Below are 15,677 nucleotides of genomic sequence, written 5' to 3'. Positions count from 1 at the left end.
CCCGGCCATCCCAGAACCACCGGATCCCGATGAGCCCCCGCCCCGCCGAACGCGCCGAAGACCTTCGCCGGCAGATCGCCCAGGCCAACCGCGCCTACCACGAGCTGGACGCGCCGGAGATCCCCGACGTCGACTACGACCGGCTGGTGCGCGAACTGGAAGCGCTGGAGCGCGAGCATCCGGAACTGGCGCGGGCCGACAGCCCGACCCAGCAGGTCGGCGCGCGTCCCTCCGGCCGGTTCCCGGAAGTACGCCACGCGGTGCCGATGCTGTCGCTGTCCAATGCCTTCAGCGATGAGGAAGTGGCCGATTTCGTGCGTCGCATCGATGAGCGCCTGGGCCGTCGCAGCCTGCAGTTCTCGGCCGAGCCGAAGATGGATGGCCTGGCGATCAGCCTGCGCTATGAAGAAGGTCATTTCGTGTTGGGTGCCACCCGCGGCGATGGCAGTACCGGCGAGGACGTGACCGCCAACCTGCGCGAGATCGGCGACATTCCCAAGCGCCTGCATGGCAAGGACTGGCCCGACGTACTTGAGGTGCGCGGCGAGGTCTACATGGCGCGCGCCGACTTCGAGGCTTACAACGAACGTGCGCGCCAGCAGGGTGGCAAGGTACTGGCCAATCCGCGCAATGCCGCTGCCGGTTCGTTGCGCCAGCTCGACCCGAAGATCAGCGCACAGCGCAGGTTGAGCTTCTTCGCCTACGGCACCGGCGAGGTGCAGGGCGGCGAGTTGCCGGACACCCATTCCGGCACCCTGGCCCAGCTCGGTGCCTGGGGCTTTCCGGTCAGCAAGTTGTGCAAGGTGGTGGAAGGCACCGACGGCCTGCTCGGCTACTACCGCGATATCGGTGAGCGCCGCGACGGCCTGCCGTTCGACATCGATGGCGTGGTCTACAAGCTGGATGACCGCGCCGGCCAGCAGGCGATGGGCTTCGTCTCGCGTGCGCCGCGCTGGGCCATCGCGCACAAGTTCCCGGCGCAGGAACAGAGCACCACCGTGGAAGCGATCGAGATCCAGATCGGCCGCACCGGTGCCGCGACGCCGGTCGCGCGCCTGGCGCCGGTGGCGGTGGCCGGTGTGATCGTGTCCAACGCCACCCTGCACAACGCCGACCAGATCGCACGGCTGGATGTGCGCGTGGGCGACAGCGTGATCGTGCGCCGCGCCGGTGATGTGATCCCGGAAGTGGTCAGCGTCATCCTCGACCGCCGCCCGCCCGGCACCACGCCATGGCAGATGCCGACGCGCTGCCCGGTGTGCGGCTCGGAAATCGTGCGCGAGGAGGGCGCTGCAGCGTGGCGTTGCTCGGGCGAACTGTCCTGCCCGGCACAGCGCAAGGAGGCCATTGCCCACTTCGCCTCGCGCCGCGCGATGGACATCGATGGTTTGGGTGACAAGTACATTGAAACCCTGGTCGACGCGGGCATCGTCAAGAGCGTGGCCGACCTGTACCGGCTCAACCGCGACCAGCTGCTGCACCTGAAGCTGGTGCTGGATGCCGAAGACCCTTCCGCTCTGGCCGCCGCGCTGAAGCTGCACCTGCCGGCCGAAGGCAGCGGCGCGGTGCTCAATGCGGTGCTCAAACTGGATGGGAATGATCCGGGCTGGCGCGCACAGGCGCTGGTACAGCCGGCCAGCTTCGAATGGAACACGAAGAAGATCGCCACCAAGTGGGCCGACAACCTGATCGCGGCCATCGATGCAAGCCGCGCCGCCACGCTGGAGCGGCTGCTGTTCGCGCTCGGCATCGAACACGTCGGCGAGAGTACGGCCAAGGCGCTGGCGCAGTGGTTCGGTGATCTGGAGCTGATCCGCCACCTGCCGTGGCCGTTGTTCAAGCGCGTGCCCGACATCGGTGGCGAAGTGGCGCGTTCGCTCGGCCATTTCTTCGAGCAGCAGGGCAACCAGCAGGCCATCGATGACCTGCTGCAGGTCGGCCAGGTACGCATCAGTGATGTGCATGCGCCCAGCGCAAAGCTGCGTGAAGGCCTGGATCTGGCACAGCTGCTGGTTGAATCGGAAATTCCCGGCATCACCCGCCTGCGCGCGGAGAAACTGGTGGCGGCGTTGCCGGGTGCCCAGGCGGTGCTGGATGCCGAACATGGCCAGTTCGTCAACGCGGGCCTGCCGGACGACACCGCGCGCGGTCTGGCCGACTGGTTGGACACCGAAGGTCATGGTGCGATGCTGCTGGCGGCCGAAAAGGCGATGTGGCTGATCCTGGCCAAGGCGCCGGCGCTGGCCGAGATCGTGGCCGGTCCGCTGGATGGGCAGACCGTGGTGCTGACCGGCACCCTGGCCCAGCTCACCCGCGATGCCGCCAAGGAGCGCCTGGAAGCACTCGGTGCCAAGGTCTCCGGCAGCGTCTCGAAGAAGACCAGCTTCGTGGTGGCCGGTACTGAAGCGGGCTCCAAGCTGGACAAGGCGCAGTCGCTGGGCGTGCCGGTGTGGGACGAAGACCGCCTGCTGGCCTACCTCGCCGAACACGAATGATGACCCCGCCGGGTGCCTCGCGCCCGGCATGAAACACAAAGGAACACCGATGCAGACCGCCCCGCTGGATTTCCGCCTGGCCACCCGCGCCGACGAGGAACGGTTGATCGCGTTGATGCGCGAGTTCTATGCCGAAGACAGGATCGACTTCGATGACGCGCGCGTGCGTCGCGGCGTGGATGCACTGCTGGCCGACCCGCGCAACGGCGAAGTGCTGCTGTGGTTGGACGAAGCGGCTGAAGTGGTGGGCTACGCGGTAATCGCGATGGGCTTCAGCCTGGAGCAGGGCGGCCACTTCATGCTGCTGGACGAGCTGTACCTGAGCCATCGCGCGCGCGGTCGTGGCCGTGGCAAGCAGGCGCTGGCCATCTGCGAACAGCGCGCCCGCGGGCGTGGCGTCAGCCGCCTGCGCCTGGAAGTGAACCACCACAACGAACTGGCCCGCCGACTGTACCTGGCCAGCGGCTACATCGATGACACCCGCGACCTGCTGACCCTGCCGCTGGACCACCCGCGCCCGGAGGGCATCCTGTGAGCGCGGCCCTGCTGCGCACGCTGCAGCAGCGTGCCGCACTCAATGCACTGGTGCGTCGCTTCTTCGCCGAGCGCGATGTACTGGAGGTGGAAACGCCGATCCTGTCGGTGGCGGGCAACACCGAGCCGAACATCGACAGCTTCCATACCGATTTCAGCGGCCATGTCGATGCCGGTGGCCGTCGCCGCTGGCTGCGCACCTCGCCGGAGTACCCGCTCAAGCGGTTGCTGGCGGCGGGCGTGGGTGACTGCTATGAGCTGGGCCGGGTGTTCCGCAATGGCGAGGCCGGTGGCCGCCACAACCCGGAGTTCACCATGCTGGAGTGGTACCGGGTGGGGTGGGACCACCACCGGCTGGTGCAGGAAACCGCCGAGCTGGTCGGCCAAGCGCTGGCGCTGGTCGGGCGCAGCGCGTCGCTGCGCGTGCTGAGCTACCGCGAGCTGTTCCAGCAGCATGTGGGCGTGGACCCGTTCGACGCCGATGAGGCCGCACTGCGAGCCGCACTGGGCGACGTGCATATCGATCCGGTCGGCCTGACCCGCGACGACTGGCTGGATCTGTTGATGACCCACCATATCCAGCCGCATTTCGATGACGGGGTGATGACCGTGGTGCATGACTGGCCCGCCAGCCAGGCCGCGCTGGCGCGCATCCGTGCCGGCACACCGCCGCTGGCTGAACGTTTCGAGTTGTACCTGGGGGCGGTCGAGCTGGCCAACGGCTATCACGAACTGAACGATGCCCATGAACAGCGTGCGCGCTTCCAGCGTGACCTGCAGCGCCGGCATGAGCGCGGCCAGGTGCAGCCGGCGCTGGACGAAGCGTTGCTGGCCGCATTGCCGTCGATGCCGGCCTGTGCCGGCGTCGCCGTCGGTGTCGATCGCCTGCTGATGGCGATGAACCGCACACCACGCATTGCCGACGTGCTGGCCTACGACTTCGCCCATGCGTGAGTGCTGCGCTTTCCTGAACATCGAAGACTGAACGGATTGCCGCGTCTGCGCGCTTGCTTCGGCAAGCAGGATGATGCTCTTATCACGGCAGATGCGAGACACTGGCATCGGAATTCGTCCACTCCTGTTGGGGAAGGCATTGGTCAAGTGGTTTGCGGTCGTCGCTGCACCGGTGTACTCCATCGCGCTCTGGGGTGCCTGGCTGCCGTCATCGGCGTCTGCGCAGCAGGTGGGCTACGACGATGCAGTGGTGACCTGCGAATCGCGTGACATGGCGTGGGTGCATTGCGATATCGATGTCAGCAACGGCGTCGACCTGGTCCGCCAGCTGTCCAACAACAGCTGCATCCGCGGCAGCGAATGGGGAACCGACCGCAGTGGCGTGTGGGTCACCCTGGGCTGCCGTGCCGAGTTCCGCGCCCGTCGCGCTGCCGGCGCCACGGCTGCGGTCACTGAAGGCAAGCGCCTGGTCCGCCGCGTGGTGCGGTGTGAATCCAATGGCCGCCCGCAGAGCTGCCCGGTGCGTCTGGACGGCGCCCCGGTACGCCTGCTGCGGCAGCTGTCGGCGCTGCCGTGCCGGGAAGGGCAGGGCTGGGGCTACAAGCGCAATGAGGTGTGGACCAGCCGCGGTTGCCAGGGCGATTTCGAAGTGGCCGATGATGAGGGCCGCTTCGTCGACGTGCCGCGCAGGTTGACCTGCGAATCCAAGTCGAAGAAGCGCCGCTTCTGCGGTGCCAGCATCTCGGTGGGGGCCGCCGTTTCCGAGCAGCTGTCCAGCACGCCCTGTGAGGAAGGCAGTACCTGGGGCTGGAACCGCAACGGGATCTGGGTGGATGGCGGCTGCCGTGCCGAATTCTCGGTGAATTGAGCCCGGGCGGGCTCCAACCCTGCAGGTCGTGGCCCTACAATGAGCCCATGAACACTGCCTCCGACATCGATTACGCCCGCTACGACCACATCCGCCCGATCCTGTGGACCGGCGATGCCCTGCAACTGCTGGACCAGCGCAAGCTGCCGTTCGTGGTCGAGCATGTGGTCTGCCATGACAGTGACGACGTGGCGGCGGCCATCCACGCGCTGACCGTGCGCGGTGCGCCGGCGATCGGTATTGCGGCTGCCTGGGGCGTGGTGCTGGCGGCGCGTGATGTGCAGGCGGCCGATGGCGTGCAGGCACTGCAGCAGCTGGAACCGGCGCTGCAACGGTTGAACGCTTCGCGTCCGACCGCGGTCAACCTGGCCTGGGCGCTGGCACGCATGCGCCGCTGCCTGAGCGCTGCCGGCCCGGACTGGAAGGTGCTGCTGGCCGCGGAAGCGCAGGCCATCGCCGAGGAAGACCTGGCCGCCAACCGCCACATGGGGGCACTGGGCGCGGGCCTGATCGACGCTGGCAGCGGCGTGCTGACCCATTGCAACACCGGTTCGCTGGCCACCGCCGGTTTCGGTACCGCACTGGGTGTGATCCGTGCCGGCATGGCCCAGCACCGTATCGCCCGCGTCTTCGCCGGCGAGACCCGACCGTGGCTGCAGGGGGCACGCCTGACCGTGTGGGAGCTGCAGCAGGATGGCATCGACGCCACCCTGATCGCCGACTCGGCGGCCTCGCATCTGATGAAGACCGGCGCCGTGCAGTGGGTGATCGTCGGCGCGGACCGCATCTGCGCCAATGGCGATACCGCCAACAAGATCGGCACCTACCAGCTTGCCATCGCGGCCCGCCACCACGGCGTCAGGTTCATGGTCGTGGCACCGTCTTCCACCGTGGACATGGAGACCGTGGACGGCAGCCAGATCGAGATCGAGCAGCGCGACCCGGGCGAGCTGTACGGCGTGGGTGGCACCCGCACCGTGGCCGAGGGTATTGCCGCCTGGAACCCGGTATTCGACGTCACCCCGGGCGAGCTGATCGACGCCATCGTGACCGAGCGCGGGGTGATCCTGAACCCGACCGTGGAGAACATGCGCACTGCCTTCGGCGGTTGAAGCGCAGGGGAGGGGCAGCGTGAGCTCCACCCCGGGGCGTTCCGGCCGCTGGCCGGCAACCCCTAAGTTCCTGATTTGTGCCGGTAAAATCCCCGTAAAGGGAGGCGGAAAACGGCCTGTTGTGGTAGTATCCACAGGTTGAATCGAGGTTCCGGCACGACCCCCTCCCGCAGAGGGCTGCGCCGGACTGGACCGCTACCAGACAACGGAACCCGAATGGCAGAAACCGCCAAGGAAATCATCCAGGTCAACCTGGAAGACGAGATGCGCAAGAGCTACCTCGATTACGCCATGAGCGTGATCGTGGGGCGCGCGCTCCCGGATGCGCGCGACGGCCTCAAGCCGGTGCATCGTCGCGTGCTGTTCGCGATGAACGAGTTGAACGCGCACAGCAACAAGCCCTACTTCAAGTCGGCGCGTATCGTCGGTGACGTCATCGGTAAGTACCACCCGCATGGCGATCAGTCGGTGTACGACACGCTGGTGCGCCTGGCACAGCCGTTCTCGCTGCGCTACATGCTGGTCGACGGCCAGGGTAACTTCGGTTCGATCGACGGCGACTCCGCTGCGGCGATGCGATACACCGAGGCGCGCATGTCGCGCCTGGCGCATGAGCTGATGGCGGACATCGACAAGGAAACCGTCGATTTCCAGCCCAACTACGACGAAAAGGAACTGGAGCCGACGGTCATGCCGACCCGGTTCCCGAACCTGCTGGTCAATGGTTCGGCCGGTATCGCGGTGGGCATGGCGACCAACATCCCGCCGCACAACCTGAGCGAATCGATCAACGCCTGCATCGCGTTGATCGATAACCCGGACATCGATGTCGACGGCCTGATGGAGTACATCCCGGGCCCGGACTTCCCGACCGCCGGCATCATCAACGGCACCGCCGGCATCGTCGCCGGCTACCGCACTGGCCGTGGCCGCGTGCGCATCCGTGCCAAGGCCGATATCGAAGTGGCCGACAACGGCCGCGAATCGATCATCGTCACTGAAATTCCTTACCAGGTGAACAAGGCGCGTCTGATCGAGAAGATCGCCGAGCTGGTCAAGGAAAAGAAGATCGAAGGCATCAGCGAGCTGCGCGATGAGTCCGACAAGGACGGCATGCGCATCTACATCGAGATCAAGCGCGGTGAATCTGCCGAGGTTGTGCTGAACAACCTTTACCAGCAGACGCAGATGGAGTCGGTGTTCGGCATCAACATGGTGGCGCTGGTCGATGGCCGTCCGCAGTTGATGAACCTCAAGCAGATGCTGGAGGCGTTCGTCCGCCACCGTCGCGAAGTGGTCACCCGCCGCACCGTGTTCGAGCTGCGCAAGGCGCGCGCTCGTGCCCACGTGCTGGAAGGCCTGACCGTCGCGCTGGCCAACATCGACGAGATGATCGAGCTGATCAAGACCTCGCCGAACCCGAACGAAGCCCGCGAGCGCATGCTGGCACGCGTGTGGGAGCCGGGCCTGGTCGGTGCGATGCTGGGCGCCGCCGGTGCCGAAGCCTCGCGTCCGGAAGACCTGCCCAAGGGCGTGGGCCTGATCGAGGGCGGCTACCAGCTGACCGAAATCCAGGCCACCCAGATCCTGGAAATGCGCCTGCACCGCCTGACCGGGCTGGAGCAGGACCGCCTGACCGACGAGTACAAGCAGCTGCTGGAAGTGATCGCCGGGCTGATCCACATCCTGGAAGATCCCGACCGCCTGCTGCAGGTGATCCGCGAGGAACTGGTCAACGTCAAGGCCGAATTCGGCGACGAGCGTCGCACCGAGATCCGCCACAGCGAAGAAGACCTGGACATCCTCGACCTGATCGCGCCGGAAGACGTGGTGGTCACCGTGTCGCATGCCGGCTACGTGAAGCGCCAGCCGGTGAGCGTCTACCGCGCGCAGCGCCGTGGTGGCCGTGGCCGCAGTGCGGCGGCGACCAAGGAAGAGGATTTCATCGAACAGCTGTGGCTGGTCAACACGCATGACACGCTGCTGACCTTCACCAGTTCGGGCAAGGTGTTCTGGCTGCCGGTCTACCAGCTGCCGGAAGCCGGTTCCAACGCCCGCGGCCGTCCGATCATCAACTGGATCCCGCTGGAGCCGGGCGAGCGCGTGCAGGCCGTGTTGCCGGTGCGCGAATACGCCGATGGCCAGTTCGTGTTCTTCGCCACGAAGAACGGTACGGTCAAGAAGACCCCGCTGGGCGAGTTCGCCTTCCGCCTGGCCCGCGGCAAGATCGCGATCAACCTGGACGAGGGCGATGCCCTGGTCGGCGTCGGCCTGACCGACGGTGAGCGTGACATCCTGCTGTTCGCCTCCAACGGCAAGACCGTGCGCTTCGGCGAGGACAAGGTCCGCTCGATGGGCCGTACCGCAACCGGCGTGCGTGGCATCAAGATGCCGGCCGGCGAGGAAGTGGTCAGCCTGATCGTGGCCGAGAGTGCCGGCGGCATCGAGGACGAGAACGAGGACGACAACGGTGTCGAGGACATCGCAGCCAATGGCGATGCGGTGATCGACGGCGCCGACGACGCCAGCGTGCAGTACATCCTCACCGCCACCGAGAACGGCTACGGCAAGCGCACCCCGCTGCCGGACTACCCGCGCAAGGGCCGTGGCACGCAGGGCGTGATCGGCATCCAGACCACCGAGCGCAACGGCAAGCTGGTGGCCGCGGTGCTGATGGGCTCCAGCGACGAGGTCCTGCTGATCTCCGACGGCGGTACCCTGGTGCGTACCCGTGGCTCGGAAATCAGCCGCGTCGGCCGCAACACCCAGGGCGTGACCCTGATCCGCCTGTCGAAGGACGAGAAGCTGCAGGCGGTTGAGCGCATGGATGCCTCGATCGACGAGGACGAGGACGAGGTGGCCGCCGCCGCCCCCGCCGCGACCGACGGCATCCCGGCTGCTGCCGGCAGCGAAGACGCCGCGCAGGAGTGATCCTGCCGCCAGGTTGAGGTACCCGACGACGCCGGCCCTGTGCCGGCGTCGTCGTATCCGGATGCCACATATACGCGCGCGCTTCACGTAGGCGGTGGGATAAGGGCGCATGCTGCCCCGGAGATCGACGATGTCCGCCACGCCGCAGTCCGCTTCTGCTCCTTCCTCCCGCCATCCCCTTGTTACCGTGCTGTCGCTGCTGCTGGTGGTGCTTGGCCTGGTCATCGGTGGGCTTGGCGCATGGCTGCTCAGCCTCGGTGGCTCGGCCTACTATGCGATCGCCGGGCTCGGCCTGTTGGCCAGCGGCATCCTGTTGTTCGGCAACCGCCGCAGCGGTGCGCTGCTGTACGCGTTGGTGTTCCTCGGCACGCTGCTGTGGACCTGGTGGGAATCGGGCAGTGACTACTGGCGCTGGGTGCCGCGTCTGGGCCTGGTAACCGCGCTGGGCATCGTGCTGGCACTGTTGACGCCGACCCTGCGTACTCCGGTTCCCAGGCGGCTCTCGCGTGCGGTGGCCGCTGTGCTGATGCTGGTGTTCGTGGCGGCCTTCGGCCTGGCCTTCGCACCGCACGGCGAAGTGGATGGGCATCAGCCTTTCCCGGAAGGTGCAGCCAGTGCCGGCCTGGAGCCGACCCGGGACACCACCGGCCTGCAGCCGGCCGACCAGCCTGCCGAGGGCGACTGGCCGGCGTGGGGCCGCAGCAACGCCGGCACCCGCTACTCGCCGCTGCAGCAGATCACGCCGGCCAACGTCGGCACGCTGCAGCTGGCCTGGCAGTTCCGGACCGGTGACCTGCCCAGGAAGCGCTGGGGCGCGGAAACCACACCACTGAAGATCGGCGACCGCCTGTACCTGTGCACCGCCCGCAACCGGCTGATCGCGCTTGATGCCGCCAGCGGCAAGGAGCTGTGGCGGTTCGATCCCAAAGTGAAGGATGCCTCGATCCCGTACACCGCCGCCTGTCGCGGTGTGAGTTACTACCAGCAACCGAGCGCACCGACCCTGGCCGATGCGGCACTGGCGGATGTCGCTGCCGATCTGGCACTGCCGGAGCCACCGCCCAGCGTGACCCGGAGTGCTGCGCCGGGCAGCCATCCGGCCTGCTGGGCGCGCATCATCGAAGGCACGCTGGACGGCCGCCTCATCGCGGTGGATGCGGACAGCGGCCGGCCCTGCGCCAACTTCGGCAACAACGGACAGGTCGACATCACCTTGGGCATGGGCGAGGTACCGCCGGGATACGTGTCGATCACTTCGCCGCCGGCCATCGTGCGCGGGGTGATCGTCACCGGCCACCAGGTGCTGGACGGGCAGCGTCGTGACGCACCGTCGGGGGTGATCCAGGCCTACGACGCGATCACCGGCAAGCTGCGCTGGGCGTGGGACATGGATCAGCCCGATCGCAACGGCCTGCCGCCGCGCGAACAGACCTATACGCGTGGCACGCCGAACATGTGGACCACGGCTACCGGTGACGAGGCATTGGGGCTGGTCTACCTGCCGCTGGGCAATTCGGCCGGCGACTACTGGAGTGGTTCGCGCACGGAAAACCAGAACCGCTACGCGACCTCGCTGGTGGCCATCGATGTGGCCACCGGCAAGCCGGCCTGGCATTTCCAGGCGGTGCGCAAGGATGTCTGGGACTACGACCTGGGCTCGCAGGCCAGCCTGATCGACTATCCAACGGCAGCCGGCAAGGTGCCGGCGATCCTGCTGCCGACGAAGCAGGGCGACATCTACATCCTCGACCGCCGCAACGGCCAGCTGCTGAGCGCCGCCGAAGAGCGCAAAGTACCTGTCGGCGGTGTCGAGCCCGAACAGCGCTCACCTACCCAGCTGTTCTCGCTGTACCACACGCTGCGCCGCGAGCATGACCTGACCGAGCGTGACATGTGGGGGCTGACCCCGATCGACCAGCTGGTCTGCCGCATCCAGTTCCGCAAGGCGTACTACGAAGGCTTCTACACACCGCCGAGCAGTGATCGTCATTCCATCGAGTACCCCGGCTACAACGGCGGCTCGGACTGGGGCAGCGTGTCCATCGATACCCGTCGCGGCGTGGTCGTGGCCAACTACAACGACATGCCCAACTACAACCGGCTGGTGCCGCGTGCCGAGGCCGACCGGCTGGGCTGGCTGCCACGCGAGAAGATCCGGTTCGACAAGGGCGGCGCCGAAGGTGCGGGCGACCCGCAGGTGGGCACGCCGTACGCCATCCAGGTCAATGCCGGCTGGCGGCTGCCGTTCACCGGTTTGCTGTGCAAGCAACCCCCGTATGGCGGCATCCGGGCCATCGACCTGCGCACCGGCAAGCTGCTGTGGGACCGACCGTTCGGCAGCGCCCGTGGCAATGGACCGTTCGGCATCCGTTCGGGCCTGCCGATCGAGATCGGCACGCCCAACAACGGCGGTTCGGTGGTGACCGCCAGTGGCCTGATCTTCATCGCTGCCGCCACCGATGACCTGTTGCGCGCCATCGATCTGAAGACCGGCAAGGAACTGTGGCATGCCAAGCTGCCGGCGGGCGGGCAGGCCAACCCGATGGTGTACGAGCAGGGCGGGCGCCAGTACGTGGTGATCATGGCCGGCGGCCACCATTTCATGGAAACCCCGAGCGGCGATTACGTGATGGCCTATGCGCTGCCGGAACCGGGGCGGCCGGTCGCCGCCCGCGCTCCCTGATGACCGATCAAACCGTCACCACCACCTTGCCGATCTGCTCGTTTGATTCCAGGTAGCGGTGTGCGTCCTGGATCTGCGCGAACGGGAACACCCTGGCGATCTTCGGGGCCAGCGTGCCCTTGTCCAGGCCATCGACGATGAACGCCTTGGCCCGGGCCAGTGCGGCATCGTCGGAGACGATTTCCGAATACAGATAACCCTTCAACGTGAGCGATTTGCCCAGCACGTTGAACAATGGGAACGGCGTGGGTTCGCTGCTCAGCGCGCCGTACTCCAGCAGGATGCCGCCACGCGCCATCGATTCGGTCAGCGGCACGAACTGCGGGCCACCGATCGGATCGAACACCACGCGGGCACCGGCGCCCTCGGTGATGCGCGCTACTTCGGCCACCAGATCCTGTTCCTCGGTGGCGATGACATGGGCGGCACCGGCATCGAGCAGGGCCTGGCGCTTGCCCGGGCCACGCGTGACCGCGATGGGCGTGGCGCCTACGGCATTGGCGATCTGGATGGCGGCGAGGCCAACGCTGCTGCTGGCGGCGGTGATGATGACGAAATCCCCGGCGGTCAGATGCGCCTGTTCCAGCAGCGCGCCCCAGGCGGTGACGTACTGCATCCACACTGCGGCGGCCGTTTCAAAGTCCAGTGTCTGCGGATGTTTGACCACCAGTCGCGCCGGCACGTTGGCCAATTCTCCATAGGTGCCCCAGCGCGCGATATCCAGGGGTGGGACCACGCTGACCGCATCGCCCGCGCTGAATCCGTCCACGGCACTGCCGATGGCTTCGACCACGCCGGCCGCTTCGTAACCGAGGCGACTGGGGAACTGCGCTTGCTGCAGGTAAGCGCCATTGCGGAACATCACCTCGGCGCGGTTCAGGCCGATGGCCTTGACGCGGATCTGGACTTCGTCGGCGGCGGGGGCGGGAACGTCGATGTCGTCGATGCGCAGTACATCGGCATTGCCATATTCGTGGATGCGGACAACCTGACTCATGGGGGGCTCCAGGGAGGGGCCGGCGGTGGGGCCGGCGGGGAAGTGGCGGCCACTATGCGCGTGGTCTGCATCAAGAATAATGGGTAATCTGGCGTTTCATTGAAAAAAATACATTTGCAATGGACCTGATTACTCCCCTCCGGACCTTCGCCAAGGTGGCCGAAGTCGGCTCCTTCGCCGCCGCTGCCGACGTGTTGGACCTGTCGCCGCAACTGGTCGGCAAGCACGTCCAGGCGCTGGAGCAGCACCTGGGCGTGCGCCTGCTCAACCGCACCACGCGCAAGCAGAGCCTGACCGACTTCGGCCAGGCCTTCCTGGCGCGGGCGCGGGTGATCCTGGAAGAGGTGGAGGGCGCCGAGCAGCTGGCCGAGGTGGCACGCGGACGGCCGATGGGGCGCCTGCGCATCAGCGCACCGGTCACCTTCGGCGTGCACGCGCTGGGCCCGGCGGTGGTGGCTTACATGCAGCAGTACCCGGATGTGCAGGTCGATCTGAACCTGTCCAACAGCCTGGTCAACATCGTCGAAGACGGTTACGACCTGGTATTCCGTACCGGTGACCTGGCCGCCAGCGGATTGGTGGCGCGGCGGCTGGGGCCGTATCCGCTGGTGCTGTGCGCATCGCCGGCATACTTGGCCTCGCGCCCGGCCATTGTCCATCCAACCGATCTGAGCCGTCACGAGTGCCTGGGCTTCGCGCATTCGATCATCCGCACGCGATGGAGCTTCCGCGATGCCGAGGGCAGCGTGCTGACCGTGCCGGTGTCCAGCCGCTTCATGGTCAACCAGGCCGAGCCACTGCTGACTGCGGCGGTCGGTGGGTTGGGGCTGATCCTGCAGCCCTACGAAATGCTCTCGGCGGCGCTCGCACGCGGTGATCTGGTGGAAGTGCTGCCGACGTTCGAGCCGGTGTCGACCTGGATCCATCTGCTGTACCCGCGCGACCGCCAGGTGACGCCCAAGCTGCGCAGCTTCGTGGATTTCTGCGTGGCGCGGTTCAGCGAGCAGAGCATGGCGCGGCGGTAGCGCGGCCATCGGTCAGCATTTCTGCAACCACCTGCGAAGGATCGCCCTGTGATCTCTTTTTCTCTGTTCGATCATGCCCGCGGCGTCCTGCTGCTGGCGTCGTTGTCCGGCGGCGGCGCGCCTGCACAGGCGCTGGCCGAGTGGGAGCAGCAGGGACGTGCCGATGGCCTGGTGCGACCCGATACCCCGTGCCAGGATTTCCTGCAGGCGATGGGGCGGAAGCCCGTAGGGCTGGAATACGTGGGCTGCAGCCAGGACGACGCGTCCTACATCAAGCCCATGGAAGCCCACTACCGCGTTGCCGGCGCACGCGCCGAGCAGGTCGAAGCGTATCTGCATGCGACGTTTGGGATGCCGATGCTGCGCTACACCTGCTGTGGCTGGAGCAATGGTGCGCCTTATACCTGGCGCGAAGATCCGGACGCGGTGAAGTACCGGATCGGGATGGGCGTGGAATCGCTGCCGCATCAGCGCAGCGAGTGGCGGCGCATCGAGGCGTTCAACGTCACGGTGGAGGTGTTGCGGCAGAGTCCCTAGCGTCGATGCGGCCGCTATCGCCGCGAAGCGCGGGCTCCCCGATTTTTTCGCGAACGGCAGTCGACGCTACCCGGTCGGTGCCGGCACGCGCACCATCTTCGTCATCAGATGCTCCACCACACCCGCGGGATCGCAGGTACGACCCACGTGCGTGCTCGACATCTGCACGATCGAGCTGCGCTTGGCGGTGAGGAAATGGAAGCGCGCGCGTGCCGGCAGCTGCGCGATCGGCCCGGCGCTGGCGTCGCCACGGCAGATCGCCACGATCGCATCCAGCCACGGCTGCAGCGCCTCCTGGTCCAGCGCCGGGGCGAACGCGTACAGGCGTGCCGGATCGATCTCGATGGCCGCTTCCAGATGACGCGCGCCGGGGCAGGACACGATCACCCCGACGTTGATGAACTCTTCGCGTTCCACCCGCGGTACCACGCGGATGACCGCATAGTCATACGTGTGCAGCGTGGGCACGGATGGCCTCCTGCACGAACACCGCACGCACCTTCAGGCGGTGCTTGAGGTAGCTGATGTAACCCTGGCGGTAGGCCTGCGGGCTGTCGAATGCTGGCTCGTCGACCAGCCAGCTGTCCGGCACCAGGCCGACGATGCGCTCGATCTCGGCATCGCTCAGGCGTGCGGCCAGTTTGGCATCCACCTCGGCGATGCGGCTGGCGAACGACAGCAGCACATGGTCGCGGATCAGCACGAAGGGTTTCTCGCAGGCATCGCCGGCGTTGGCCCAATCGTGATGGAAGTACATCGCCGCACCGTGGTCGATCAGGTACAGCTTTCGATGCCACACCATCAGGTTGGGATTGCGCGTAGTGCGATCGACATTGCTGGTGAACGCATCGAACCAGACAATGCGCGAGGCCAGGTCGGCATCCACGGGCATTGCCGCCGGATCGTAGTTGATCGCGCCGGGCAGGTAGTCCAGGCCCAGGTTCAGGCCCTCGCTGGCACGGATCAGTTCCTGGATTTCCGGGTCAGGCTCGGTGCGGGCGAATTCGCGGTCCAGTTCCACGAACAGGATCTCCGGAATCGGCAGGCCCAGCGTGCGCGCCATCTCGCCAGCGATCAGCTCGGCGATCAACGCCTTCGGTCCCTGGCCGGCACCACGGAATTTCAGCACGGCCATGCCGTCGTCGTCGGTCTCGACCACGGCGGGCAGGGAGCCACCTTCCCGCAGCGGGGTGATGTAGCGGAGGGCATGTACGGTGCGCATGCGCGCATTCTAGCGTGGCGCCGCGGGAGACGCGCCGCAGCGGAACGACGCGCCAGCTTGATGAACGGGCACCGCGCGAATCGCCTTGTACGGGCCGCCGGCAATCTTCACTTCTTCCTTCCGCGCGCAGTGGCAGCATTCGTTCCAACGGAGCAACACGCCCGCGTGTGACCTTCAACAGGAGGCCGTCATGCCGCTACAGTGCAGCTGTCACGCTTCACCCTGCATGCAACGCAACGCGTGGTGTTGACCTTGGCCTGACACGGTCACGGCACCGGCACGGATGGCCGCCCCCGCAGCTGCAGACACCGTTCACACC

The 15,677-nt window shown here is 66.8% G+C and carries 12 protein-coding genes; 9 read left to right on the top strand and 3 right to left on the bottom strand.

All coding sequences use genetic code 11. The features are described from left to right. Positions 1 to 23: 23 nt before the first annotated feature. From ligA to N440_RS10775, 7 genes are all read left to right on the top strand, one after another. A complete protein-coding gene (gene ligA, locus N440_RS10805; protein ID WP_208322806.1) occupies positions 24 to 2,495 on the top strand; it encodes an NAD-dependent DNA ligase LigA in 2,472 nt (823 codons plus the stop codon). Positions 2,496 to 2,544: 49 nt separating this feature from the next. Next, the gene (locus N440_RS10800; RefSeq protein ID WP_040007425.1) at positions 2,545 to 3,030 is read left to right on the top strand and encodes a GNAT family N-acetyltransferase; all 486 of its coding nucleotides are present in this window, start codon (positions 2,545 to 2,547) and stop codon (positions 3,028 to 3,030) included. After that, on the top strand, positions 3,027 to 3,983 hold the full coding sequence (epmA, locus tag N440_RS10795; protein WP_133935074.1) for an EF-P lysine aminoacylase EpmA: 957 nt from the start codon (positions 3,027 to 3,029) through the stop codon (positions 3,981 to 3,983). Before N440_RS10800 ends, epmA begins: the two co-directional genes overlap by 4 nt. 139 nt (positions 3,984 to 4,122) lie before the next feature. Further along, a complete protein-coding gene (locus tag N440_RS10790; RefSeq protein ID WP_133935073.1) occupies positions 4,123 to 4,851 on the top strand; it encodes a DUF3011 domain-containing protein in 729 nt (242 codons plus the stop codon). 47 nt (positions 4,852 to 4,898) lie between these two features. Beyond that, the gene (mtnA, locus tag N440_RS10785) at positions 4,899 to 5,963 is read left to right on the top strand and encodes an S-methyl-5-thioribose-1-phosphate isomerase (protein WP_133935072.1); all 1,065 of its coding nucleotides are present in this window, start codon (positions 4,899 to 4,901) and stop codon (positions 5,961 to 5,963) included. Positions 5,964 to 6,179: 216 nt separating this feature from the next. Continuing rightward, positions 6,180 to 8,894, top strand: a complete 2,715-nt coding sequence (gene gyrA, locus N440_RS10780) for a DNA gyrase subunit A (protein WP_133935071.1) — start codon at positions 6,180 to 6,182, stop codon at positions 8,892 to 8,894. 130 nt (positions 8,895 to 9,024) lie between these two features. Further along, entirely contained in the window at positions 9,025 to 11,577 is a 2,553-nt protein-coding gene (locus N440_RS10775) for a membrane-bound PQQ-dependent dehydrogenase, glucose/quinate/shikimate family (protein ID WP_133935070.1), read from the top strand. 7 nt (positions 11,578 to 11,584) lie between these two features. Here N440_RS10775 and N440_RS10770 read toward each other — a convergent pair whose 3' ends face one another. Next, on the bottom strand, positions 11,585 to 12,574 hold the full coding sequence (locus tag N440_RS10770; RefSeq protein ID WP_133935069.1) for a zinc-dependent alcohol dehydrogenase family protein: 990 nt from the start codon (positions 12,572 to 12,574) through the stop codon (positions 11,585 to 11,587). 119 nt (positions 12,575 to 12,693) lie between these two features. On the opposite strand from N440_RS10770, the gene N440_RS10765 reads away from it, so the two are divergent. Both N440_RS10765 and N440_RS10760 read left to right on the top strand, forming a co-directional pair. Continuing rightward, positions 12,694 to 13,599 carry a LysR family transcriptional regulator gene (locus N440_RS10765; protein WP_133935068.1) on the top strand — a complete coding sequence of 302 codons (906 nt, stop codon included), beginning with the start codon at positions 12,694 to 12,696 and terminating at the stop codon, positions 13,597 to 13,599. A gap of 48 nt (positions 13,600 to 13,647) precedes the next feature. Continuing rightward, entirely contained in the window at positions 13,648 to 14,136 is a 489-nt protein-coding gene (locus N440_RS10760; protein WP_133935067.1) for a DUF4952 domain-containing protein, read from the top strand. A gap of 66 nt (positions 14,137 to 14,202) precedes the next feature. On the opposite strand, the gene N440_RS10755 is transcribed toward N440_RS10760, so the two are convergent. Together N440_RS10755 and N440_RS10750 are read right to left on the bottom strand one after the other, a co-directional pair. Further along, the gene (locus N440_RS10755; protein WP_133935066.1) at positions 14,203 to 14,604 is read right to left on the bottom strand and encodes a DUF3037 domain-containing protein; all 402 of its coding nucleotides are present in this window, start codon (positions 14,602 to 14,604) and stop codon (positions 14,203 to 14,205) included. Beyond that, positions 14,582 to 15,358 (bottom strand): HipA family kinase, encoded by a 777-nt coding sequence (locus tag N440_RS10750; RefSeq protein ID WP_133935065.1) that lies wholly within the window; start codon positions 15,356 to 15,358, stop codon positions 14,582 to 14,584. The genes N440_RS10755 and N440_RS10750 overlap by 23 nt, the downstream gene beginning before the upstream one ends. Between the last annotated feature and the right edge of the window lie 319 nt (positions 15,359 to 15,677).

Source organism: Stenotrophomonas sp. CC22-02, assembly GCF_004365115.1.
Classification (GTDB): domain Bacteria; phylum Pseudomonadota; class Gammaproteobacteria; order Xanthomonadales; family Xanthomonadaceae; genus Stenotrophomonas; species Stenotrophomonas forensis.
This window is presented reverse-complemented; position numbering and strand designations above follow the sequence as displayed.

What these genes read in the sequence shown, in the direction of transcription:
- N440_RS10765 (WP_133935068.1), top strand. Translation starts at nt 12,694, where the DNA reads ATGGACCTGATTACTCCCCTCCGGACCTTCGCCAAGGTGGCCGAAGTC.
- N440_RS10770 (WP_133935069.1), bottom strand. Translation starts at nt 12,574, where the DNA reads ATGAGTCAGGTTGTCCGCATCCACGAATATGGCAATGCCGATGTACTG.
- N440_RS10800 (WP_040007425.1), top strand. Translation starts at nt 2,545, where the DNA reads ATGCAGACCGCCCCGCTGGATTTCCGCCTGGCCACCCGCGCCGACGAG.
- N440_RS10775 (WP_133935070.1), top strand. Translation starts at nt 9,025, where the DNA reads ATGTCCGCCACGCCGCAGTCCGCTTCTGCTCCTTCCTCCCGCCATCCC.
- mtnA (WP_133935072.1), top strand. Translation starts at nt 4,899, where the DNA reads ATGAACACTGCCTCCGACATCGATTACGCCCGCTACGACCACATCCGC.
- gyrA (WP_133935071.1), top strand. Translation starts at nt 6,180, where the DNA reads ATGGCAGAAACCGCCAAGGAAATCATCCAGGTCAACCTGGAAGACGAG.
- N440_RS10750 (WP_133935065.1), bottom strand. Translation starts at nt 15,358, where the DNA reads ATGCGCACCGTACATGCCCTCCGCTACATCACCCCGCTGCGGGAAGGT.